We start from the raw sequence: 24,620 nt of genomic DNA on the forward strand, positions 1-24,620 counted from the left end.
GACAGACTTAATCAGCGTAAAGTACTAATATTCAACACCATGCGTGTTACCAACTAAATAATTTCTGTAACCATTGTTTAGGCTGGCTATCACACTGCTGCTTCATTACGCCATTGATGTCCCACACTGGCAATGTGAACTCGTTTCCACAATCCAAATCCAGACTACCCTGAGCCGTTTTAGCAAAACCAAGCGTACTGATTCCCTGGGGCCAAGGTAGGGTTAACTTTTCAGGAATACGGTGCTCTAGGTACTCAGCGTAAACTCGCAATGCACCACTTGAACCGGTTAACTTCGTCGGTTTGTTGTCATCTCGGCCTAGCCAAATCGTGGTCACTTCTCGCCCATCGACGCCGACAAACCAACTGTCTCGAGTATCGTTACTGGTTCCGGTTTTTCCTGCTAACGCCGCCCAGCCAAACTGGCTGTTGAGATGACGCCCTGTTCCTTCCAAGACGCCTCGCTTCATTGCGTATGTCGTTAACCACGCGGCCTGCTGATCAACGGTTTGTGACACTTTCGGTAATGACTGGTACAGCACATTCCCTTCCAAATCAATCACGGACCGCAAGGCTGACAGCTGGGCTTGTTTTCCCGAGTTAGTCAGCGTTTGGTACATCTGCGCGACTTGAAATGGCGTTAACGTAAATGAACCAAGAAACATCGACGGAACCGGACGAATTTCATTCTTGTCTACGCCAAGTTTTTCCAACGTGTTAACCACATTGGCGATACCAACCTGCATCCCTAGCTCAACCGTAGGTACATTGAGCGACTTAGCTAAAGCGATATACAAAGGCACATCACCACGGAACTGACGGTCATAATTTCTAGGCGACCAGACATCACCTTTACTGCCTTTCAAGCTAATCGGTTTATCGTGCAGCGTCGTGGCCAGATTGTATTTCTCTGGTTGTTCCAATGCCGTGAGGTAAACCGCAGGCTTGGCTAATGAACCAATTTGTCGGCTGGCATTCAAAGCTCGGTTGAAGCCATCGTAACCGGTTCGTTTCCCTCCGACCATGGCTCGTATTTCCCCTGTGTGCCTGTCGACAGCGACAGCTGCGCCTTCAAGAGATTTACCCGCCACATCAGCAAGTTGCGGAATTTTCTTTGCGATTGCTCGTTCAAGTTCTTGCTGAGAAACAGGATCCAATGATGTAAATACACGTAAGCCGATATCTGACTGAAATGCATCCCCTGCCTTCTGTTCTAGTTCAATCTTCAACTGCTGAAAATAAGCGGGTTGGCGGCTGGCAATTTTCGGATTGTCCTGAATATCAAGGGGGCGACTTGCCGCCATATCATACTGTTCTGCCGTGAGAATGTTTTGCTGCATCATTAGGCGTAACACTAAATCTCGACGCTCTTTCGCACGCTCAGGAAAGCGCACCGGATTGTAGTAGGAAGGACCTTTTACCATGCCCACCAGCAGAGCAAGCTGGTCAATGCGCAGTTCTTGGATCGGCTGACCAAAGTAAAGTCGCGAAGCAAGACCAAAGCCATGAATCGCCTCGCCGCCACTTTGACCGAGATAAACCTCGTTCAGATACGCCTCTAGTATGCGATCTTTGCTGTAGCGATAATCCAGAATCAAAGCAATGTAGGCTTCTCGAACTTTACGCCATAAGGTTCGATCACTGGATAGAAAAATATTCTTGGCCAACTGCTGAGTCAGAGTACTGCCACCCTGCACAGTTCTGCCCGCCTTTACGTTAGCAACCATCGCTCGTGCAATCGCAACAGGCGAAACGCCATCATGTTGGTAAAAGTTGCGATCTTCTGTGACGAGTAGGGCATCCACCATGACTTCTGGGAACTGGTCTCGACGCAAAAACAGCCGCTGTTCATCGTGGTTTTTCTCCAACATACCAAGCATTTTCGGCTCAATACGTAAGTAGCCTAAATCGCCTTTCTTTTCTAGTGATTGAATGCGCTCTAGCTGGCTTGAAGAGAAATGGAGCATCACATGACGATCAGGCTCTGGACCATCACTAAATTCAAATGGTCGACGAATCACTTCAATTTTTGTCGAAGAAGAAGAGTACTCGCCAGGGTAGCGAGGTTGGCGGACTTTGCGGTAATTGAGCACGTCTAACTCATTGCGCACTTCTTGAATCGTAATATCTTCGCCCGGAGCCAAGTTAAGGATTCGCGCATAAACCACAGTAGGCAAATCAAATAATTGCCCTTCAAAGCGTTGTTTCACCACACTATCTAGATAGATACCAACAAACAGCAACAAAGCGAAGCCAGCTAAGCCGACCTTCCAGCTAATGCCCCATAATGTTTTCAGCCACCTACGTTGGGGCGGCTCACTAGGCTTACGTTGAGGCGATTTCGCGCTTCGTTTACCAGATGGCTTCTTGGCGGATGTGGATGTTTTTGCCTTACTGGTTGTGGTGGTATTTTTCTTGGTCATGAGTTCAATTGTCGTTTTGTTTTCGTTGTCGCTACATGGTTAGCGGGATCATCAGGCCAAACGTGTTTTGGGTAGCGACCTTTCATCTCTTTTTGCACTTCGATATAAGCACCCGCCCAAAAGCTAGCAAGATCTCGGGTCACTTGCAGAGGTCGCTGCGCCGGAGAGAGTAGTTCCAACACTAAACGCTTCCTGCCCTGTGCTATTTCTGGAGAAGCCTGCTCACCAAATACTTCTTGCATTCGTACTGATAACACGGGTTCCTGACCTTGCTGATAGCGAATTTTTTTCTTGCTGCCTGTCGGCAACTGGTAATGCGTTGGTAGCCATTTATCAATGTCTTGATTCAGTGGCCAACCTAAATACGCCAATAACGCCGCTTCTAATTCGACTTTGCTTAGCGCTTTAACCGATCCAATCCCATTGAGATATGGTTCTAACCACTGCTCTAAATTGTCTAACAGTGCGTTGTCTGTTAACTCCGGCCACGCTTGCTCTGGCAACCATTCTTGACCGCAACGCACTCTTTCCAGTAACTCAAGGCTGTGTGGCGTCCAATTTAATACCGAAAGACCGTTACGACGAATGAAATTAAGTAAAGCTTGCGTCATTTTTTCGCGAGGTGGCTCAGGCAATGCTTTCCTCTCTACCACTAAGCGACCAAGTTTACGCTGTTGTTCAGCAATAAGTCGCCCTTTCTGCTCATCCCAGTCAACAACCTCCTGATCCACAAACAGGTCGGGAAAGAGATTGTGTAAAACAAACATATCCAGTTCGACAGCAGAATAAATCATTGAAGAGTCAGACTGGCTGCGCATCAGGTCGATAACCACCAAATACTCACTTGCAGCCAGCTTTTCAACCTCTTGCAGTTCAGCACCGTGTCCATTGGCAAGAATAAACCGCCCCTGCTGATGACTTCTCGCTTGGGCAATTCGATCAGGAAACGCGGAGGCCAACAAAGGAGCCACCAGTGACTCATCAAGCGCCGCGAGTTCAAACCGACACCCAAGTCTATTGGCAAGCGTATTTGCGCGTTGTAGAACGACTTTCTGTCGGCTATGGCGGCCTTCTTTTAAGCGATGAACACTATGCATAAAGTTAATCGTGTTTCGCTCAGGGTCTTCCAACAGTGCGACAACAGCAATTGCTGTCGCCTGTGAATGCTCGGCTCGGGCAATAAGGCTTGCCATTCTTGGATCTAATCCTAATTTTGCAGCCAGTGAGCCTGATTCCGTCAGTTGGCCTTTTTCATCCAATAAGTTGAGCTGACGCAATAACCCTTTTGCCTGACTGATTGCGCTCGAAGGCGGCACATCCAGCCAACTTAATTCCGCAGGGTTCTGGGTTCCCCACTGAGCCAACTCTAAAACTAAATTTGATAAGTCGGAATGAAGAATCTCAGCTTGCGGAACATAGGGCTGTTGCGCGAGCTGAGCTTCGCTGTATAGGCGGACACAAATACCCGATTCGATACGTCCGGCACGTCCTGCTCTCTGCTCTGCCGAAGATTGGGAAATACGAACTTGCTGGAGCCTTGTAATACCACTTTTCAAATCAAATTTGGCTACTCGCTCCAACCCTGAATCGACCACCAGTCTGATCCCTTCGATTGTCAGGGAGGTTTCAGCAATATTGGTCGCTAACACCACTTTTCTTTTACCTTGTTGACAAGGTTCGATAGCGGCTTGCTGCTGTGCAAAATCTAACTGACCATATAATGGACAGACCTGAATATCGTCGGCGAGGTTATGCAAACGCTCTTCAACGCGTTTGATGGCAGAAACCCCTGGTAAAAACGCAAGTAAAGAGCCGGTTTCTTTCGCCATAAGAGAGGTAATCTGTTTGGCCATCAGATCCTCGAGTCGCTCATTTGGTTTCGCAGACTGATAACGATACTCAACTGGGTAGCTTCGCCCATGAGATTCAATATAAGTCGCAAGGGGAAGCAATTGACTTAACGCATTTTGGTCTAATGTTGCAGACATCACGACCAGTTTAAGATCTTCACGCAGTGCATCCTGAATTTCCAAACAGAAAGCCAGCGCAGTGTCTGCATGGATACTGCGCTCATGGAATTCATCAAAAATGATCAAATCGATACCCGTTAACTCCGGATCCGATTGAATCATTCGTGTCAGAATCCCTTCCGTCACCACTTCTAACTGAGTATTCGTACTCGTTTTGTTCTCGCCTCGAACACGATAACCCACCCGTTGCCCCACACTTTCACCCAATTGGTTAGCCAAATAACGGGCGATATTGCGTGCTGCAAGCCGTCTTGGTTCCAACATGACAATTTTTCCTTCCACCGCTCGTTCAAGAAGCAGTTGCAAAGGAAAATAGGTCGATTTACCGGCTCCTGGAGCAGCTTTAAGGATCAATTGCGAGCTTGAGCGAATACCAGAGAGTAAATCTGGCATCACGCCTTGAATAGGCAGTTGTGACAATGGGAAGGCCTTATGGTGTAATGATGCAAATATTGTACATAAATCCAGTTGTAAATGAAGTTTGAACCTATACTTGAGCCTGCTGTCCTCATTAGGCGCTATAAACGCTTTTTAGCGGATATCACTTTACCTGATGGTAGTGAACGAACCATTCACTGCGCCAACACTGGCGCTATGACGGGTTGTGCCACTCCGGGAAATAAAGTTTGGTACTCGACCTCAGACAATCCTAAACGCAAGTACCCAAATAGCTGGGAGTTGAGTGAGACGCAAGCGGGTCATCGCATCTGCATTAATACCGCTCGCGCTAACCAATTGTCAGTCGAAGCGATAAAGTCTGGGGTGATAACTGAACTTCAAGAGTACGACCAACTTCAAACTGAAGTAAAATATGGCAATGAAAATAGCCGGATTGATATCTTGCTCAACGCTAAAAATAAACCAAAATGCTATATAGAGGTAAAAAGCGTCACCTTATTGGATGAGGACAAATTAGGCCAAGGCTATTTCCCTGATGCAGTGACCACTAGAGGTCAAAAACATTTGAGAGAGCTGGCTCAGATGGCTCAAAATGGAAGCAGAGCTGTACTTTTATTCACTGTTTTACATTCAGGTATTGAAAAAGTATCTCCTGCCCACCATATAGACGCCGACTATTCACAATTACTTAAATATGCACAAGAACAAGGGGTGGAAATCCTGTGCTATAAAGCACAACTTTCACACCATGAGATAAAGCTGGTTAAGGCGCTAGATTTCAGCCATTAACAAACAAAAGTGATGTAACCTTCACATTGACAGTAAGTTTACTCACCAGTATTTGCCTCACAAGATTCTTTTTGCTATAGATACCCGCCTTAAAATAAACTGCGAGCGCAGTTGACTAGGTGTTAGTAGGAGATGCTGCATGCCAGAATCAAAGAAAAAAGCGCTAGGCATCCTAGCCATTGCAGGGGTTGAGCCATACCAAGAGAAAGCAGGTGAAGAATACATGTCACCTGAGCAGATGGCTCATTTTACAAAAATTCTGTCCGCTTGGCGCAACCAGCTCAGGGAAGAAGTTGATCGCACTGTACACCACATGCAGGATGAAGCAGCAAACTTTCCAGATCCAGTTGACCGCGCGTCTCAGGAAGAAGAGTTCAGCTTAGAACTGCGCAACCGTGATCGTGAGCGTCGTCTAATCAAGAAAATTGAAAAAACTCTTAATAAGATTGAAGAAGATGATTTTGGCTTCTGTGAATCTTGTGGCGTTGAAATCGGTATCCGTCGTTTAGAAGCACGCCCAACGGCTGACCTTTGTATTGACTGTAAAACTCTTGCAGAAATCAAAGAGAAGCAAATGCAAGGCTAATTACGGCTTTGTTATGACTACTGAAGGGAGCCTTGGCTCCCTTTTTGGTTTGTTATACCTATTAGCGCAATAATACTATGAGTTACATCGGTCGCTTCGCCCCATCCCCTTCAGGACCTCTTCATTTTGGTTCACTGATCGCTGCGCTTGGCAGTTACTTTCAAGCAAAATCTAACCAAGGTAAATGGCTAGTTCGAATTGAAGATTTAGATCCCCCACGCGAAATGCCGGGCGCTAGCCGCCTGATTTTGGAAACGCTGGAGGCATACCACCTTCACTGGGATGGAGAGGTCGTTTACCAAAGTCAACGTCATTCACTTTACCAACAACAGATTGATCGTTGGTTAGACTCTGGCCAAGCGTATTTTTGCCATTGCACACGCAAGCAAATTAAAGAGTTAGGTGGCTTTTACACTGGTACTTGCCGCGATCTTAAACTCACTAGTGGTGAACAATGTGCCGTTCGTCTGCGAATGTCTCATCCTGTGTATCAGTTTGAAGATAGACGCCACGGTATACTCAACATTCCAACTGCTCTGGCAGATGAAGATTTTATTATAAAGCGACGAGATGGCTTATTTGCGTACAACCTTGCTGTAGTATTAGATGATATTGACCAAGGGGTGACGGAAGTCGTCAGAGGGGCAGATCTGATTGAGCCAACCGGAAGACAAATCAGCTTATATCAAATGCTTGATGCTAAACCTGTAAACTATTTGCATCTGCCTTTAGCGCTTGATAATAATGGACAAAAATTGTCCAAACAAAATCATGCGAAAGCCATTGATAACCAGAATCCTAAGCCAGCACTCATCGATGCTATGACATTCTTAGGGTTTGATATTGATGAAGAAATTAGTACTGCGAGCTTAGATGAAATCATCCTTTGGGGGATAGAGAATTGGCACTTATCACAACTGCCTTCATCGACTGAGATCACACCAATATTCTCAAACCGCTCGCTGTAAGCTATTATTAGCCGCAAATTCGCCCCTTATGGGCCTAAGAAATTAAACTCAAGCAAGGTTGGCTTGACCAATTATTGCCATATGCACATGAATAAAAACGATTATACACCCGGCGAAACAGGAAAATTTTCTGAGCTCGCTCTAAATATTATTACTCGCCAAGAGCACAATATCTCGCGCAAACAGATCAGTGATAATGCATTGAAGGTGCTATACCGTCTTCATGGTGCAGGCTTCGACGCATATCTTGTCGGAGGCGGTGTTCGAGACTTGCTGCTTTCTCAGCAGCCGAAAGATTTCGACATCGCGACCAATGCAACCCCTGAACAAATCAGACAGCTTTTTAAAAACTGCCGTCTCATTGGCCGCCGTTTCCGTCTAGCGCATATTATGTTTGGTCGCGACATTATCGAAGTGGCGACCTTCCGAGGCCACCACCAAGAACCTAGTAAAAACGTTTCTCAGCAATCAAAAGAAGGCATGCTTTTGCGTGACAACGTCTATGGCACCATAGATGAAGATGCTGAACGCCGCGACTTTACCGTCAACGCAATGTATTACAACATCGGCGATTACTCTATCCACGATTACGCACGTGGTATCGAAGATTTAGAGGATAAACTCATTCGCCTGATTGGTGATCCTGATACCCGTTACCGCGAAGATCCAGTGCGTATGCTGCGTGCGATCAGATTTGCGGTAAAACTGGACTTCGATATTGAAGAAGACACCGCAGCTCCGATAGAAGAACTGGCAACATTACTGCAAGAGATCCCTGCTGCACGACTCTATGAAGAGTCCCTTAAAATGCTTCAGTCTGGCCATGGCCTAGAAACTTATCATCTGATGCGTGAATACAACCTTTTCCAACAGCTTTTCCCGACTATTGCTGAGTTCTTCACTGAAGATTACTCATCGCAAACTGAGCAAATGCTGGATCTCGTGCTCGATTCTACTGATCAGCGTATCGAAGAAGGTAAACGCATCAACCCTGCATTTATGTTTGCAGCCATGCTGTGGTATCCACTGCAAGAGAAAGCCAAACAGCTGATGGAAAAGCGCAATCTCTCGTTCTACGACGCGATAATGGAAGCAAGCAACTTTGTACTTGATGATCAAGTTCGAACAATTGCGATCCCACGCCGCCACACCGCGACTATCCGCGAAATTTGGCAGCTCCAGCTGCGTATGCCACGTCGTAATGGCAAACGCGCATTCCGTCTAATGGAACTTAACAAGTTCCGTGCTGGCTACGACTTCCTCGAAATGCGAGGGGAAGTGGAACAAGGTGAAACCGCACAGTTAGCCAAATGGTGGGAAACGTTCCAGAACGCGGGTCGCAATATGCGCCAAGCTATGGTGGCAGATCTTGACGCTTCAATTGAAGGTCAACCTAAACAGCGCCGTCGTAAGAACTACCGCAAGAAGAAGCCTAAGGCATAACAATGATCACTGTTTTTATCGCACTAGGCAGTAATCTTAGTGATCCTGTCTCTCAAGCGAATGCGGCAATTGATGCCTTAAAACAACTCCCTAAGTCCGAGTTTATCCAAACCTCATCGCTGTACAGCAGTACACCGATGGGGCCTCAGGATCAACCTGACTACATCAACGCAGTTGTCGAAATTAAAACCGAATTAACGCCTCTTGAACTACTCGATTGCACACAAACAATTGAACTAGAGCAAGGGCGTGTCCGTAAAGAAGAACGCTGGGGCCCAAGAACCTTAGATCTCGATTTGATTCTTTATGGCAATGAGGTGATTGATTCCGAGCGTTTGGTCGTTCCTCATTATGGAATGAAAGAGCGTGAATTCGTGCTCTACCCGCTCGCAGAAATCGCACCAAATTTAACCCTCCCATGTGGGACCAGACTGGAAGACTTACTTAAAGTCGTTGAGCAAAACGGTCTGCGTATTTGGCAATCATAGCCAACTCCTGTAAGGAAAAATCATGAAAAAAATTACTATTAGCGACTTGATGAAATGGAAGCAAGAAGGTCGTAAATTTGCCACTTCTACCGCTTACGATGCGAGCTTTGCTCAGTTATTTGAAAGCCAAGAGATGCCGGTGCTGCTAGTCGGTGACTCACTAGGAATGGTTTTACAAGGCACTCGTGACACACTACCAGTGACTGTCGATGATATTGCCTACCACACGCGCTGTGTGCGTGCTGGCAGCCCAAACTGCCTACTAATGGCAGATATGCCATTTATGAGCTATGCCACGCCTGAACAAGCTTGTGAGAGCGCGGCTGCTTTAATGCGTGCTGGCGCCAATATGGTCAAAATTGAAGGTGGCGACTGGTTAGTCGACACAGTGAAAACACTCACAGAACGTGCCGTTCCTGTCTGTGCACACCTCGGCCTAACGCCACAGTCAGTCAACATCTTTGGTGGCTTCAAAGTTCAAGGTCGTGAGCAAGACAAAGCGGATCGCATGGTACGTGATGCACTTGCACTACAAGAGGCAGGGGCTCAAATCATCCTACTTGAGTGTGTACCGCAAGAACTTGCAGCGCGCATCACCGAAGTGTGTGAAGTACCAGTGATCGGCATCGGTGCGGGTAATGTGACTGACGGCCAGATCTTAGTGATGCACGATATGTTCGGCATTTCAGCTAACTACATGCCAAAATTCTCGAAAAACTTCCTTGCTGAAACGGGTGATATGCGCAGCGCTGTCGCTAAGTACAAGCAAGATGTTGAAAGCGGTGCCTTCCCTGACGAAGCACATACAATCGCCTAAGGAATGATAGCCATGCAAACTTTTGCTGAAATTTCCGCTCTGCGTGAGCAAATCAAACAGCACAAACGTGATGGCCGCAAAGTTGCGTTTGTACCAACTATGGGTAACCTCCATGAAGGTCACCTTACGTTAGTCCGTAAGGCTCGCGAGAATGCGGACATCGTTGTTGTTAGCATCTTCGTAAACCCAATGCAGTTTGATCGTGCTGATGACCTCAACAACTATCCACGCACGTTAGATGATGACTTAAGCAAGTTAACGACCGAAGGCGTTGATTTGGTCTTTACCCCGACTCCAGAGATTATCTATCCTCTGGGAATTGAGAATCAGACCACTGTTGAAGTCCCTGGCCTATCTAATATTCTTGAAGGTGCGTCTCGTCCAGGGCATTTCCGTGGCGTCGCGACCGTTGTCACCAAATTATTCAATATCGTCCAACCCGACGTTGCTTGTTTTGGTGAAAAAGACTTCCAGCAACTCGCCATTATTCGCAAAATGACTGAAGACTTGGCTCTGGATACCGAAATCATTGGCGTACCAACCGTTCGTGAAATGGATGGACTGGCAATGAGCTCACGCAATGGCTTACTCACGATTGACGAACGCCAACGAGCCCCAGTTCTGGCACGTACGATGCGTTGGATCAGTAGCGCCATTCGTGGTGGCCGCGATGACTACGCGTCTGTAATTGAAGATGCCAGCGATCAGTTACGCGCTGCTGGGCTACACCCAGATGAAATCTTCATTCGCGACGCCCGTACACTTCAAGTGGTATCCGCTGAAACCACGCAGATCGTTATCTTGATGTCTGCGTTCTTAGGTAAAGCACGCCTGATTGATAATCAAGTGGTGGAAATCTCAGTTGAGAGCAAAGAAGAAGATCCGTCTGAATCGACACCGATCTCGGCGGAATAACTAAATCTTCCCCAAAAAAAGGGTTGGCATTTACGCCAACCCTTTTTGTTATCTTACTCTTTAGCTTCTCAAGCCAATTCCTCGTGTCACTAGATAATGTGCAACGCCGTATAGCAGGACGACAAAAACACCAAGAACACTGAATGAAGTGACTATACCGACATCAGAGACACCGAGAAAGCCATAACGGAATGCGTTTACCATGTAGACGATTGGGTTGATCTTCGACACACCCTGCCAAAACTCTGGTAGCAAGCTGATGGAGTAAAACACACCACCAAGATAGGTCAGTGGCGTCAACACAAAGGTTGGAATGATCGAAATATCGTCGAAGGTTTTAGCATAGACCGCATTGATCAAACCGCCCAATGCAAAGACTACTGAGGTCATAAATACCGTTGCGATGATAATGCCCCAGTGATCAACTTGGAGATCAACAAAGAACAATGACACAAAAGTAACGATCGTACCAACCAATAAACCACGCACGACCCCGCCCATCACAAAGCCTAAAATGATCACATAATTTGGTACTGGCGCGACCAACAACTCTTCGATATTTCTCTGAAACTTCGCACTAAAGAAAGAGGAGGCCACGTTAGAATATGAGTTGGTAATCACCGACATCATGATCAATCCCGGGACGATATATTCCATATAGCTGAAACCATTCATTTCACCAATTCGCGAACCAATTAGGCTACCAAAAATGATGAAGTACAAGGTCATCGTAATGGCGGGTGGCACCAGTGTTTGTACCCAGATACGAGTAAAACGGTTAACCTCTTTAGTCAGCAGGCTACAAAATGCAGTCCAATATAAATGATACATATTATTGGCTCCCCTCTCGTACAATACTGACAAACAACTCTTCAAGACGATTGGCTTTGTTACGCATCGACAGCACCTTAATACCCTGCTCCGATAGCTGAGAAAATATGCCATTCAATCCCTGAGTTTTCTCTATTTCGATCTCTAACGAGTCATTAGAAAAAATCTGACTCTTCACACCCTGCAACTCTGGTTGTGCCGAGCCTTCTTCAAGATCAAGAATAAATGTCTCCACATCCAGTTTGCTCAGTAGCGCCTTCATGGTGGTGTTTTCGATCAGTTCACCTTTATTGATGATCCCAATGTTACGGCACAACATTTCAGCTTCTTCTAGATAGTGAGTCGTTAGAATGATAGTGATCCCCTGCTCTTGATTGATTTCTTTCAGAAACTCCCACATTGAACGGCGTAGTTCAATATCGACACCCGCAGTAGGTTCATCCAGAATCAATAGCTGAGGTTCGTGCATAAGAGCCCTAGCGATCATTAAACGTCGCTTCATCCCACCAGACAAATTTCGTGAACGTTCGCTACGTTTTTCCCACAGATCGAGCTTAGATAAATACTTTTTTGCTCTCTCTTTGGCTACGGATTTTGACACACCATAGTAACCAGCCTGCTGAAGCACTATCTGTTCAACGGTTTCAAACTGATTAAAATTGAATTCTTGTGGCACAAGACCGAGGTGCTGTTTGGCTAGCTCAAGATCTTTATCAATATCAAAGCCAAACACTTTTACCTGACCAGAACTCTTATTAACCAAAGATGATATGACTCCGATCGTGGTCGATTTTCCGGCACCATTTGGACCGAGTAAGGCGTAAAAATCACCTTTTTTGACATTTAAGCTAATGCCTTTTAGCGCTTCAAGTCCACCCGCGTAAGTCTTGCGGAGCTGCTCAATTTCTAATGCATACATAAGTTACGACTGCCATTGCTTTGCGTATTCGAAATTTAGTTTATCGTTGAATGACGATGATTACAATTAAACCTTTCGAATATTTTGGAAATAATATTTACCTAACTTAGCCACAAATAAAAACGCCACCGAACGAGGTCGGTGGCGCTTTTTTACTCTAAAACATCAGACTTATATCGCTTCGTCCTGATGTTCATCACTTCCCACATGCTTCACTGCGGCTTTTAATGCTTCATAGCGGAATTTATAAGTGTTCCCTTCTGGCACTAAGTCAATGACGTGGAATTTATCCAATTGTTGGCGTGTCTGTTCATTCGGACACAGCAAGTAAACCTGACATTTAGCATCCAATGCGTCCTTGATAGCGTTTTCCAGTGCCAGTCCCACCGTAACATCAATCATTGGTACATCGGTCAAGTCTAGGATCATGACTTCATAATCAGAAATGCTGCTATGTTGACGCGAAATTGCCTTAGATACACTGAAAATCATCGGTCCAGACAAGTAGAAAAAGAGAACCTTCCCATTCGCTTTATCCAACAAGCCTCGTTCACTGTCGGTTAAAGGCACATCATCTTCATCTGCATCACTGATGGCTTTCACTTGTCTTGCTTGCTCACGGCTTAAACGCTCAATAATAATAATATTGGAGATAAATACACCCAGTCCGACAGCTGCAATCAAATCAACGAATACAGTCAGCAGCATGACACCGTACATGATCGCCATACCAGAAAAACTGACTTTGTGCGCGCGTTGGATAAAACTCCAATCTAAGATATTGAAACCGACATAGACAGCAATACCGGCTAGCACCGCCATTGGAATTGGCTCAGTCAAACCACCCGCGACAAGAACCACCAGTGCCAACACCAGAGCACGAATCACACCAGATAACGGCGAGCGTGCACCAACTTGGATGTTGGTAACCGTTCCCATTGTTGCCCCTGCACCAGGTAGAGCGCCAAACAGACCTGAGATCATGTTTGCCAAACCTTGGCCACGAAGCTCTTTATCTGAGTCATGTTCTTTACGCGTTAAGGAGTCACCAATGACCGCTGTCAGCAAGGTGTCAATACAGCCTAAAGTACCCAGCACTAAGGCATCGATCACCATCTCAGTAAACATCGCCGAATCAATCTGAGGGATCACCAAAGAAGGCAGTCCTGCTGGGATCTCACCAATACGACGGATGGCATCGGTATCAAATAGAATGACGGAAAGTAAGGTCACAACGATCAGTGCGACTAATTGAGCTGGAACATACTTACGATAATGTTTAGGAAAGAAGAACAGAATCGCTAGGGTTAGCAAACCAAGAAACAGCTCGCTAAATCTCATGTTAGCAACCGTTTCTGGCAACGCAGAAAGCGTTCCCATGACGCCACCGGATGGGGCGGCATGACCGAGTAGTGGAGAGAGTTGGAGAATAATTAATATAACGCCAATTCCCGACATAAAGCCGGAGATCACGCTATATGGCATTAAAGTGACATATTTTCCAAGCTTCAACGTACCGAGTAAAATTTGGAATGCACCTGCCATCATAACAACAGTAAACGTCATTGCCATACCGGTTTCTGGGTACTTCGCCACCATACTGGTGAGTACCGCTGTCATGATAACCGTCATAGGACCGGTAGGTTCAGAGATCAGTGTGTTTGATCCACCAAACAAGGCCGCAAATAAGCCGACCATGATGGCTCCCCAAAGGCCAGCCTCAGCACCCGCTCCTGAAGCGACACCGAAAGCAAGTGCTAACGGTAAAGAAATAATGGCGGTTGTCACACCACCAAACAAATCCCCTCTGAGATTTATATCTTCAAAACGACTCGCGAACACAACTTTGCTCCATGCTTATTACTCAACATTACCCACAGACACCGTCGGTGGTGACGCCACTGTGGTTATGTATTGGCATTACAACGTCTTACTCTAAAGTCACATCCATCTATGCTCGTTCTTAGACGGCATAACCTTAGAATTTGTAGGTAAAAATGACGCTAAATGCTGCGAAATAGCGCTATTTACATCATGTTATCAAATGTTATCGAGTAGAGATAAGTGTTAATCGCATCCTATAACTCATACTTTATAACCATTTGTTAGGATAACGACTAAGTTTATGATTTTTGGCGCTCAAACACGTCAGATGAGTACCTTTTTGGCCAATTTAACTAGGAAGGAAATTGTAACATTGTGTATAGTGGTGCAAGTATATTTTAAAGGTTGTGAAGAAATGCCGGAAATTAAACAGCTATTTGAAAACAATTCCAAATGGTCAGAATCGATTAAAGCAGAACGTCCCGAATACTTTGCGAAGTTAGAAGAAGGCCAAAGCCCAGGCTTTCTTTGGATTGGTTGCTCAGATAGTCGCGTACCCGCAGAACGTCTTACCGGACTTTACTCGGGGGAGTTGTTTGTTCACCGAAATGTCGCCAATCAGGTAATACACACCGACCTCAACTGCCTCTCTGTCGTCCAATATGCCGTCGATGTGCTCAAAGTTAAGCATATTATCGTTTGTGGTCACTACGGTTGTGGTGGTGTTAACGCCGCGATTGACAACCCACAACTCGGTCTTATCAATAACTGGTTACTGCATATTCGAGATCTCTACTTCAAGCACCGTAATTATTTAGATGCCATGCCTGTAGATAAGCGTGCTGACAAATTGGGCGAAATCAATGTCGCGGAGCAGGTTTATAATCTGGGTAACTCCACTATCTTACAAAACGCTTGGGAGCGTGGACAAGAAGTCGAAATTCATGGCGTGGTCTACGGTATCGGTGATGGCAAACTCGAGTATTTAGGGGTTCGCTCCAGCTCTCGCGAGTCTGTAGATACGTCATACCAGAAAGCAATGGAATCGATTCTGAACCCAGAACACCATTTACTGTGTCGTTAAGCACAACCAAAAACGCCCGCTATTGAATGCGGGCGTTTGCTTTGCGTCACTTCACAGAGTTTTACTTACTCTTGAGGTACAACTTTGCCAATGTATGGTAGGTGACGGTATTTCTGTGCATAGTCGATACCAACACCAACAACAAATTCGTCAGGTATTTCAAAACCAATCCACTTCACATCCACGTCAACTTCACGACGAGATGGCTTGTCTAGCAGAGTACATATTTCGATTGATTTAGGCTCACGAAGACTCAAAATCTCCTTAACCTTATTTAGCGTATTACCTGTATCAATAATGTCTTCTACCAGCAGAACATCCTTACCTTTGATGTCGTCATCAAGATCTTTAAGGATGCGAACATCACGTGAACTTTCCATCGTGTTGCCATAACTAGAAGCGGTCATAAAATCAACTTGATGAGTAAGCTCAATCGAGCGAGCCAGATCCGCCATAAATACGAATGATCCGCGTAGCAAACCAACCATGACTAGATCTTCACTACCTTGGTAGTGCTCAGTAATCTGCTTACCTAACTCTTTTACTCGCTCGCTGACTTCTTGCTCAGAAATCATTACTTCTACTGTATGTTTCATACCAATCTCGTTTTTCACGTTCTCTGTACCAGGTTAATGAATAACCACTTACGTACAGTCTGATGCTTTAAGGGCGTAGTTTAGCACTAGCCAGCATCAAGGAAAAACGTTTGCCTAAAATAATGATCGATAAATTTAATGTTTCAGGTTGATCTTTAGCACGATATTAACAAAAGTGATTATAAAATAAGCAGAAATCGTTGACCTGACACATATGCACCATTACACTCATAGAGCGTCATGCAATTTATAAAATACTAAAATAGGGCAAAGCCCAGACAATTATATTAACAACTCATTTGGCAAGGAAATTAACTATGGACTCTATAGCTAAAAGACCGCGTACGCGTCTATCACCGCAAAAACGTAAGCAGCAATTAATGGAAATCGCTCTCGAAGTGTTTGCACGTCGTGGCATCGGGCGTGGTGGTCACGCTGATATTGCTGAAATTGCACAAGTCTCTGTCGCTACCGTTTTTAACTATTTCCCTACTCGCGAAGATCTTGTTGATGATGTACTTAACTACGTAGTACGTCAGTTCTCAAACTTCCTCTCAGACAATATCGATTTGGATATCCACGCTAAGGAAAACTTAAACAATCTAACCAACAATATGGTTGATTTGGTGGTTAATGACTGCCATTGGCTAAAAGTTTGGTTTGAGTGGAGCGCATCGACTCGTGATGAAGTGTGGCCACTGTTTGTGACTACCAACCGTACTAACCAGCTATTAGTACAAAATATGTTTGTTAAAGCGATCGAACGTGGTGAAGTATGTGAACAACATGAACCTGCACATCTGGCTACGTTATTCCACGGAATCTTCTACTCACTGTTTGTTCAAGCCAACCGAATTCAAGATGAAATGGTTATGTCTCGATTGACACAAAGCTACCTTGATATGCTTTGTATCTACAAGCATGCTGAGAATGCATAATTTTTACGAGTAAATGTTAAAGGCCTACCCTTTGTTGAGTAGGCCTTTTTTCTGTCTTGGCGAAATCAAACAATAAAAAAACCGCTGAACAATCAGCGGTTTTTTAGCGTCTCTACGAAAAAATTACTTTTTCTTTTTCGCTTTAGGGTTTGGTAGGTCAGTGATAGTACCTTCAAACACTTCCGCTGCTAGACCCACAGACTCGTGTAGAGTTGGGTGAGCATGGATAGTTAGAGCGATATCTTCCGCATCACAACCCATCTCGATAGCTAGACCGATTTCACCTAGTAGCTCGCCACCGTTAGTACCAACGATAGCACCACCAATTACACGGTGCGTGTCTTTATCGAAGATCAGCTTAGTCATACCATCAGAACAGTCTGATGCAATTGCACGACCAGATGCAGCCCATGGGAATGTCGCTGTTTCGTAGTTAATGCCTTCCGCTTTCGCTTCTTTCTCAGTCTTACCAACCCACGCCACTTCTGGCTCAGTGTAAGCAATTGAAGGAATAACTTTAGGGTCGAAGTAGTGTTTCTTACCAGAAATAACTTCTGCTGCAACGTGACCTTCATGCACACCTTTGTGAGCAAGCATTGGTTGACCAACAATGTCACCGATCGCGAAGATATGAGGAACGTTAGTGCGCATCTGCTTATCGACTTTGATGAAGCCACGCTCGTCAATTTCTAGACCCGCTTTCTCACCATCAATCAATAGACCATTTGGAACACGACCGATAGCAACAAGAACAGCATCGTAACGCTCAGCTTCTGCTGGCGCTTTCTTACCTTCCATTGAAACGTAGATACCGTCTTCTTTCGCTTCAACCGCTGTCACTTTCGTTTCTAGCATTAGGTTGAACTTGTTCTTCACACGCTTGGTGTAAACTTTAACGATGTCTTTATCTGCCGCTGGGATAACTTGGTCGAACATCTCTACGACGTCTACCTTAGAGCCAAGAGACTGGTATACCGTACCCATTTCTAGACCGATGATACCACCACCCATGATCAGTAGTTTTCCTGGTACTTCTTTCAGCTCTAGAGCATCCGTTGAATCCCAGATACGTGGATCTTCGTGTGGAATGAATGGCAGTTTGATAGGACGAGAGCCTGCTGCGATGATAGCGTTGTCAAAAGTAACCGTTGTTGACTCGCCTTCACCTTCTACAAGAATAGTGTTAGGACCAGTGAACTTACCGTAACCATTAACAATGTTAACTTTACGCATCTTAGCCATACCGCCAAGACCACCAGTAAGTTGGTTTACAACTTTCTCTTTCCAGATACGGATTTTGTTGATATCTGTTTGTGGCTCACCGAACACGACGCCGTGTTCAGCCATCGCTTTAGCTTCTTCAATTACTTTTGAAACGTGCAGAAGCGCCTTAGATGGGATACAACCAACATTCAGACATACACCACCTAGGGTGTTGTAACGCTCGATAAGTACAGTTTCAAGACCTAAATCTGCACAACGGAATGCAGCTGAGTAACCAGCAGGACCAGAACCAAGTACAACAACTTGGGCTTTAATTTCTTTGCTCATTGTGACCTCTTGTAGTCATTATCCCTAACAGGCTGAGTGGGTATTGATTTATATGTTCAAGTCGATTTGTTTTAAACAGTTATTTTCAGACCGCCAACAGTTTACAGAGATGTTAATGGAGTGAAAAGTAAATCAATTTAGCCTGTGAGCTAGACAACAATTCGATGGGTAAAACCTTATTGAATCTAAGGTCTGCTATCAAATTGTCTGGTAATTATTATTAGCAGAGGCGGCTTAATTGCCGCCTCTTAATCGTCTATCGAATTAAAGAACTAGACGACGGATATCTGATAGTGCGCCATTTAGGAACGTAATGAAACGTGCACCTTCAGCACCATCGATCACACGGTGGTCGTATGATAGAGATAGTGGAAGTTGTAGACGCGGTTCAAATTCTTTACCGTTCCAAACTGGTTTAATTTCAGATTTAGATACACCTAGGATACCAACTTCTGGCGCGTTAACGATTGGAGTAAACGCAGTACCACCGATACCACCAAGGCTTGAAATCGTGAAACAGCCACCCTGCATATCTGCTGCAGTAAGCTTACCAGCACGTGCTTTCTTAGAAACCACCATTAGCTCTTCAGATAGCTCGTAAATGCCTTTCTTGTTCACGTCTTTAAATACAGGAACAACTAGGCCGTTTGGCGTATCTACCGCGATACCGATGTTCACGTATTTCTTCAGAATTAGGCTTTCACCATCTTCTGATAGAGACGAGTTGAACGCAGGGAACGCTTCAAGTGCTTTAGCTGCCGCTTTCATGATGAACACTAGTGGAGTGATCTTCATGCCAGAATCTTTCTTCGCTTCAATCGCGTTCTGCTCTTTACGGAATGCTTCTAGCTCAGTGATGTCTGCATTATCCCACTGTGTAACGTGAGGGATCATTACCCAGTTACGGTGTAGGTTCGCACCAGAGATCTTCTTGATACGTGATAGAGGTTGAACCTCTGTCTCACCAAACTTGCTGAAGTCAACTTTTGGCCATGGTAGTAGACCAAGAGCCGCGCCGTCACCTTTGCCAGATGCTGCTGCACCTGCGCCAGACTCAAGACGCTTAAGCGCTTCTTTAACGTAAGACTGAACGTCTTCTTTGAGGATACGGCTCTTACGACCAGTACCTTTAACCTTAGATAGGTTAACGCCAAACTCACGAGCTAGGCGACGAACAACTGGAGACGCATGTGCGTACTCGTTGTTTTCTTGGAAATCGCCAGCTGCTGCCGCTGGTGCTTCTGCTTTAGGAGCTGCCGCAGCAGGCGCTGCTGCTTGTGCTGGAGCTGCTACAGGTGCAGGCGCTGCGCCCGCCACTTCGCCTGCCGTTGTAGAGAAAATCATGATGAGTGAGCCAGTAGACACTTTGTCGCCAGCTGCAATCTTGATTTCTTTAACCGTACCCGCGAATGGTGCAGGAACTTCCATTGAAGCTTTGTCGCCTTCAACAGTGATGAGCGATTGCTCTTCTTCCACTGTATCGCCAACTGCGACCATGATTTCAGTCACTTCTACTTCGTCGCCACCAATATCAGGCACGTTCACTTCTTTTGCTGCAGAGGCTGCTGGAGCTGCTGCCACTGGAGCTTCTACTGCTGCTGGTGCCGCTGATGGAGCGCCGGCAGTTTCGAATACCATGATTAGAGAGCCAGTCGATACTTTATCGCCAGCGGCTACTTTGATCTCTTTTAGAGTACCTGCAAATGGTGCTGGAACTTCCATAGAAGCTTTGTCGCCTTCAACAGTCAGAAGAGATTGCTCTTCTTCAACACTGTCGCCAACTGCAACCATAATTTCAGTCACTTCTACTTCGTCGCCACCGATATCTGGTACGAAAACTTCTTTCAGTTCTGCCGCTGCTGCTGGAACTGGAGCCGCTTCTGCCGCAGGAGCAGGCGCAGCTTCAGCTGCACCCTCGGCTTCGACATTCTCTTCAACGAATAGCATGATTAGAGAACCAGTAGAAACCTTGTCGCCTTCTGCGATTTTGATTTCTTTAACGATACCTGCTTGAGATGCAGGAACTTCCATAGAAGCTTTATCGCCTTCAACTGTGATCAGAGACTGCTCTTCTTCAACCTTGTCGCCAACGCTTACAAGAATCTCAGTAACTTCAACCTCATCCGCACCGATGTCTGGTACATTAATTTCGATTGCCATTTCTTATCTACCTTCTCAATTAAGCGTATAGCGGGTTAGTTTTTTCAGTGTCGATGTCAAACTTAGCAATAGCTTCAACTACTACTGATTTCTCAACATCACCACGCTTAGCTAGTTCAGAGAGCGCTGCTACTACAACGTAACCTGCGTTCACTTCGAAGTGACGACGTAGGTTTTCGCGGCTGTCAGAACGACCAAAGCCATCAGTACCCAGTACTTTGTAAGACTCAGAAGGCATAAACGCACGAACTTGTTCTGCGTAGTTCTTCATGTAGTCAGTTGCTGCGATCGCTGGCTCTGTACCCATAACTTGAGCAATGTAAGGTACTTTGTCTTCTGCTTCTGGGTGCAGCATGTTGTCACGCTCTACCGCTTGGCCATCACGAGTTAGCTCGTTGAATGACGTTACAGAGAACACGTCAGATGCAATGCCGTACTCTTCACTTAGGATTGTTGCCGCTTTACGAACTTCGTTCATGATAGTACCAGAGCCCATCAACTGAACTTTAGACTTGTCACCAGCGTAAGATTCAAGCTTGTAGATACCCTTACGGATGCCTTCTTCCGCGCCTTCAGGCATCGCAGGCATCGCGTAGTTTTCGTTCATTACTGTTAGGTAGTAGAACACGTTCTCTTGCTCAGGGCCGTACATGCGACGGATACCGTCTTGCATAATAACGGCAACTTCGTATGCGAACGTTGGATCGTAAGAAATACAGTTAGGAACTGTGCCCGCCATAATGTGCGAGTGACCATCTTCGTGCTGTAGACCTTCGCCGTTCAGCGTTGTACGACCAGCAGTTGCACCTAGTAGGAAACCACGAGCTTGTTGGTCGCCAGCTAGCCATGCCATATCACCTACACGTTGGAAACCAAACATTGAGTAGTAGATGTAGAATGGGATCATTGGCAGATCGTTAGTGCTGTATGACGTTGCAGCTGCAACCCAAGATGCCATTGAACCTAGCTCATTGATACCTTCTTGAAGTACCTGACCTGATGTTGCTTCTTTGTAGTAAGAAACAATGTCGCGATCCTGTGGCGTGTAGTTCTGGCCGTGTGGGTTGTAAATACCGATCTGACGGAATAGACCTTCCATACCAAACGTACGTGCTTCATCACAGATGATAGGAACAATGTTCTTACCAATGTTTTTGTTCTTAAGCAGGATGTTAAGAGTACGAACGTAAGCCATGGTGGTAGAAATATCACGCTTCTGCTCTTCTAGTAGCGGCGCGAACTCTTCTAGCTCAGGAACTTGGAAGTCTTGAGTAAATTTAGGTAGGCGCTGAGGCGTGTAACCTTTCAATGCTTTACGACGAGCGTGTAGGTATTCGTATTCCGCTGAACCTTCTTCAAGTTTCAGGTAAGGAAGTGCCTTCACTGCTTCATCCGTTAGGATGTCTTGAAGACCTAGACGGTCACGTAGATGTAGTACGTGAGTCATATCCATCTTCTTAACTTGGTGCGCGATGTTTTTACCTTCAGCCGCTTCACCCATACCGTAACCTTTCACTGTCTTAGCTAGGATTACAGTTGGACGACCTTTAGTTTCTGCCGCGTTTTTGTATGCTGCGTAAAGCTTAGAAGACTCGTGACCACCACGCTTAAGAGCGAAGATTTCGTCATCTGTCATGTCTGCAACGAGTGCAGCTGTCTCAGGGTACTTACCAAAGAAGTGCTTACGTACGTATGCGCCATCTTTAGATTTAAATGTTTGGTAGTCACCATCTACAGTTTCGTTCATCAGCTGTAGAAGTTTACCTGTTGTATCTTTAGCAAGCAGAGCATCCCAGTTGCTACCCCAGATAACTTTAACAACGTTCCAGCCAGCGCCTTTAAATAGACCTTCTAGCTCTTGAATGATGCTGCCGTTACCCATTACAGGGCCATCTAGACGCTGTAGGTTACAGTTAACTAGGAAACATAGGTTATCTAGCTTCTCACGCGCAGCGAAAGACAATGAACCACGTGATTCTGGCTCATCCATCTCACCATCGCCTAGGAAAGCGTATACACGTTGAGCAGAAGTATCTTTCAAACCACGGCCGTCTAGGTACTTAAGGAAACGCGCTTGGTAGATCGCAGAAATTGGACCTAGACCCATAGAAACGGTAGGGAACTGCCAGAACTCAGGCATTAGTTTAGGGTGTGGGTATGATGGGATACCTTTACCGTCTACTTCTTGACGGAAGTTATCTAGCTGCTCTTCAGTTAGACGACCTTCAACGAATGCACGAGAGTAGATACCCGGTGAAATGTGACCTTGGTAGTAAACTAGATCGCCACCGTCCGTCTCGTTTGGAGCGCGGAAGAAGTGGTTGAAACATACTTCGTAGAATGCAGCAGAAGACTGGAAAGACGCCATGTGGCCGCCTAACTCAAGGTCTTTCTTAGATGCACGTAGAACGATCATGATTGCGTTCCAGCGGATGATAGAACGAATACGGCGCTCAAGTGTTGTGTCACCTGGGTAAGCGGGTTCTTGGTCTGCAGGAATCGTGTTGATGTAGTTAGTTGTGATACCTGTTGGCATATCAACACCGTCTAGACGTGCTTTGTCTAGAACTTGCTCTAATAGGAACTGAGCACGCTCTACACCTTCTTCACGTACAACTGACTCAAGTGCTTGAAGCCATTCTTGAGTTTCCAGTGCATCTACGTCATGCTTCATATCAGACATGGCGATCTATCCTTCTATTGGTTGGATCTACTTATTTAAGTAACCGTTTCTTGTTTAAAGAATCGTTACCTTGCTGAATTCGACGCAAAGAGCGCTCTCTGCGTGACTCTTCACGAGTCAAATCCAACAATGTTTCTTCGATATAAGCTAAGTGTGAGTGTGACATTTCACGTGCCTTTTCCGGCTGACCCGAAACAATCGCATCCACAATATTAGCTCGGTGTTTACTTACTTTCTCGACCACTTCATCGCGGCGATGTAAGAGCTTTAAATTCTGTAAGACGTTTTGCTCAAGCAAAGGAGCCAAACTACGAACAATATGCAGCAACACTACGTTGTGTGCAGCTTCCGTTAAAGCAATCAAAAACTGCATAACAGCTACAGCTTCCGCTTCGACATTTTTCTTCGTTTGCTCTTCGCTGATGTTTTTCAGGCAAGCCTGAATACGCGCAAAGTCTTCCTCGGTTCCACGAACTGCTGCAAAGTAAGCCGCAATACCTTCCATCGCATGGCGAGTTTCCAGTAAGTCCAGCTGAGTTTCAGAGTGGCTAGACAATAAATTTAGCAGAGGATCAGAAAAGCTTGTCCAAATACTCTCGCTAACAAATGTGCCGCCGCCCTGACGACGAGTAAGAAGACGCTTAGCTTCTAGGCGTTGAATCGCTTCACGGATTGAAGGACGTGAGACATCGAACTGCTTCGCTAACTCACGCTCTGGTGGCAACTGCTGCCCCGGAGACAATGTTCCTTCCACTATCAGCCTTTCCAATTCTTGTTCAATGACATCAGAAAGTTTTGGCTGACGAATCCTTTGATAAGCCATAGTTGTTTTTCTTCTACTCTTTGCAGTCAATTGGTATTACCAATTTCAAGTTGGCAGGAAAATTAACATAATTAAAACGCAAGTTCCAGTCAAAAATTGACCCAAATCATAGAACAGCCCTTACATCAACACTTTGATAACAATAGCTGATTAAAACAGCAATTAAATTGGTCAGACCAATTACAATTTATAAACAGATGGGCATGTAACGTGCTAGGGGTCACAGTTTATCTTTTTAGTTTTAAAAGAATATGAATGGGATGTGTCGCGAAAAGACAGCGAGAAGCGAGAAGCGAGAAGCGAGAAGCGAGAAGCGAGAAGCGAGAAGCGAGAAGCGAGAAGCGAGAAGCGAGA

General features: G+C 45.5%; 19 protein-coding genes. 9 read left to right on the forward strand and 10 right to left on the reverse strand.

The window, feature by feature from the left end; all coding sequences use genetic code 11:
• Positions 1–46: 46 nt before the first annotated feature.
• On the reverse strand, positions 47–2,422 hold the full coding sequence (gene mrcB, locus ACQEXT_RS06475) for a penicillin-binding protein 1B (protein WP_426951132.1): 2,376 nt from the start codon (positions 2,420–2,422) through the stop codon (positions 47–49).
• Positions 2,419–4,872, reverse strand: coding sequence for an ATP-dependent helicase HrpB (gene hrpB / locus ACQEXT_RS06480; protein ID WP_426951133.1), 2,454 nt, complete (start codon positions 4,870–4,872; stop codon positions 2,419–2,421). Before hrpB ends, mrcB begins: the two co-directional genes overlap by 4 nt.
• A gap of 54 nt (positions 4,873–4,926) precedes the next feature.
• On the opposite strand from hrpB, the gene sfsA reads away from it, so the two are divergent.
• From sfsA to panC, 7 genes are all read left to right on the forward strand, one after another.
• Positions 4,927–5,640 carry a DNA/RNA nuclease SfsA gene (gene sfsA / locus ACQEXT_RS06485; protein ID WP_426951134.1) on the forward strand — a complete coding sequence of 238 codons (714 nt, stop codon included), beginning with the start codon at positions 4,927–4,929 and terminating at the stop codon, positions 5,638–5,640.
• A 139-nt stretch (positions 5,641–5,779) separates the two neighbouring features.
• Complete coding sequence (gene dksA, locus ACQEXT_RS06490) at positions 5,780–6,226, forward strand: RNA polymerase-binding protein DksA (protein WP_006878271.1); 447 nt, start codon at positions 5,780–5,782, stop codon at positions 6,224–6,226.
• Positions 6,227–6,303: 77 nt separating this feature from the next.
• The gene (gluQRS, locus tag ACQEXT_RS06495; RefSeq protein ID WP_426951136.1) at positions 6,304–7,194 is read left to right on the forward strand and encodes a tRNA glutamyl-Q(34) synthetase GluQRS; all 891 of its coding nucleotides are present in this window, start codon (positions 6,304–6,306) and stop codon (positions 7,192–7,194) included.
• Positions 7,195–7,275: 81 nt separating this feature from the next.
• Complete coding sequence (pcnB, locus tag ACQEXT_RS06500) at positions 7,276–8,637, forward strand: polynucleotide adenylyltransferase PcnB (protein ID WP_426951137.1); 1,362 nt, start codon at positions 7,276–7,278, stop codon at positions 8,635–8,637.
• A 2-nt stretch (positions 8,638–8,639) separates the two neighbouring features.
• Positions 8,640–9,125 carry a 2-amino-4-hydroxy-6-hydroxymethyldihydropteridine diphosphokinase gene (folK, locus tag ACQEXT_RS06505; RefSeq protein ID WP_138973109.1) on the forward strand — a complete coding sequence of 162 codons (486 nt, stop codon included), beginning with the start codon at positions 8,640–8,642 and terminating at the stop codon, positions 9,123–9,125.
• Between the two features lie 22 nt (positions 9,126–9,147).
• On the forward strand, positions 9,148–9,942 hold the full coding sequence (gene panB, locus ACQEXT_RS06510) for a 3-methyl-2-oxobutanoate hydroxymethyltransferase (RefSeq protein WP_138973110.1): 795 nt from the start codon (positions 9,148–9,150) through the stop codon (positions 9,940–9,942).
• A gap of 12 nt (positions 9,943–9,954) precedes the next feature.
• A complete protein-coding gene (gene panC / locus ACQEXT_RS06515; RefSeq protein ID WP_426951139.1) occupies positions 9,955–10,857 on the forward strand; it encodes a pantoate--beta-alanine ligase in 903 nt (300 codons plus the stop codon).
• Positions 10,858–10,917: 60 nt separating this feature from the next.
• Here the strand turns inward: panC and ACQEXT_RS06520 are convergent, their stop codons facing one another.
• The 3 genes from ACQEXT_RS06520 to ACQEXT_RS06530 form a co-directional block, all read right to left on the reverse strand.
• Positions 10,918–11,688 carry an ABC transporter permease gene (locus ACQEXT_RS06520; protein WP_138973112.1) on the reverse strand — a complete coding sequence of 257 codons (771 nt, stop codon included), beginning with the start codon at positions 11,686–11,688 and terminating at the stop codon, positions 10,918–10,920.
• Position 11,689: 1 nt separating this feature from the next.
• Complete coding sequence (locus tag ACQEXT_RS06525; protein WP_426951141.1) at positions 11,690–12,607, reverse strand: ABC transporter ATP-binding protein; 918 nt, start codon at positions 12,605–12,607, stop codon at positions 11,690–11,692.
• Positions 12,608–12,778: 171 nt separating this feature from the next.
• On the reverse strand, positions 12,779–14,449 hold the full coding sequence (locus ACQEXT_RS06530) for a SulP family inorganic anion transporter (RefSeq protein ID WP_138973114.1): 1,671 nt from the start codon (positions 14,447–14,449) through the stop codon (positions 12,779–12,781).
• Between the two features lie 397 nt (positions 14,450–14,846).
• Here ACQEXT_RS06530 and can point away from each other — a divergent pair, with 397 nt between their 5' ends.
• Positions 14,847–15,515 carry a carbonate dehydratase gene (gene can / locus ACQEXT_RS06535; protein ID WP_269377459.1) on the forward strand — a complete coding sequence of 223 codons (669 nt, stop codon included), beginning with the start codon at positions 14,847–14,849 and terminating at the stop codon, positions 15,513–15,515.
• A 65-nt stretch (positions 15,516–15,580) separates the two neighbouring features.
• On the opposite strand, the gene hpt is transcribed toward can, so the two are convergent.
• Positions 15,581–16,111, reverse strand: a complete 531-nt coding sequence (hpt, locus tag ACQEXT_RS06540; RefSeq protein WP_138973116.1) for a hypoxanthine phosphoribosyltransferase — start codon at positions 16,109–16,111, stop codon at positions 15,581–15,583.
• A gap of 317 nt (positions 16,112–16,428) precedes the next feature.
• Here hpt and ACQEXT_RS06545 point away from each other — a divergent pair, with 317 nt between their 5' ends.
• On the forward strand, positions 16,429–17,049 hold the full coding sequence (locus ACQEXT_RS06545; RefSeq protein ID WP_426951143.1) for a LuxR/HapR/OpaR family quorum-sensing transcriptional regulator: 621 nt from the start codon (positions 16,429–16,431) through the stop codon (positions 17,047–17,049).
• Positions 17,050–17,172: 123 nt separating this feature from the next.
• Here ACQEXT_RS06545 and lpdA read toward each other — a convergent pair whose 3' ends face one another.
• The 4 genes from lpdA to pdhR all read right to left on the reverse strand — a co-directional run bounded on the left by lpdA (position 17,173) and on the right by pdhR (position 24,266).
• Positions 17,173–18,600: a dihydrolipoyl dehydrogenase gene (gene lpdA, locus ACQEXT_RS06550; protein ID WP_138973118.1), complete on the reverse strand. Its 1,428-nt coding sequence runs from the start codon at positions 18,598–18,600 to the stop codon at positions 17,173–17,175.
• Between the two features lie 264 nt (positions 18,601–18,864).
• A complete protein-coding gene (gene aceF, locus ACQEXT_RS06555) occupies positions 18,865–20,760 on the reverse strand; it encodes a pyruvate dehydrogenase complex dihydrolipoyllysine-residue acetyltransferase (RefSeq protein ID WP_426951144.1) in 1,896 nt (631 codons plus the stop codon).
• A 19-nt stretch (positions 20,761–20,779) separates the two neighbouring features.
• A complete protein-coding gene (gene aceE, locus ACQEXT_RS06560) occupies positions 20,780–23,443 on the reverse strand; it encodes a pyruvate dehydrogenase (acetyl-transferring), homodimeric type (RefSeq protein WP_269377463.1) in 2,664 nt (887 codons plus the stop codon).
• 31 nt (positions 23,444–23,474) lie between these two features.
• Positions 23,475–24,266, reverse strand: coding sequence for a pyruvate dehydrogenase complex transcriptional repressor PdhR (pdhR, locus tag ACQEXT_RS06565; protein ID WP_138973121.1), 792 nt, complete (start codon positions 24,264–24,266; stop codon positions 23,475–23,477).
• Positions 24,267–24,620 lie beyond the last annotated feature (354 nt).

Source organism: Vibrio sp. TRT 29B02 (assembly GCF_050113655.1).
Taxonomy (GTDB): domain Bacteria; phylum Pseudomonadota; class Gammaproteobacteria; order Enterobacterales; family Vibrionaceae; genus Vibrio.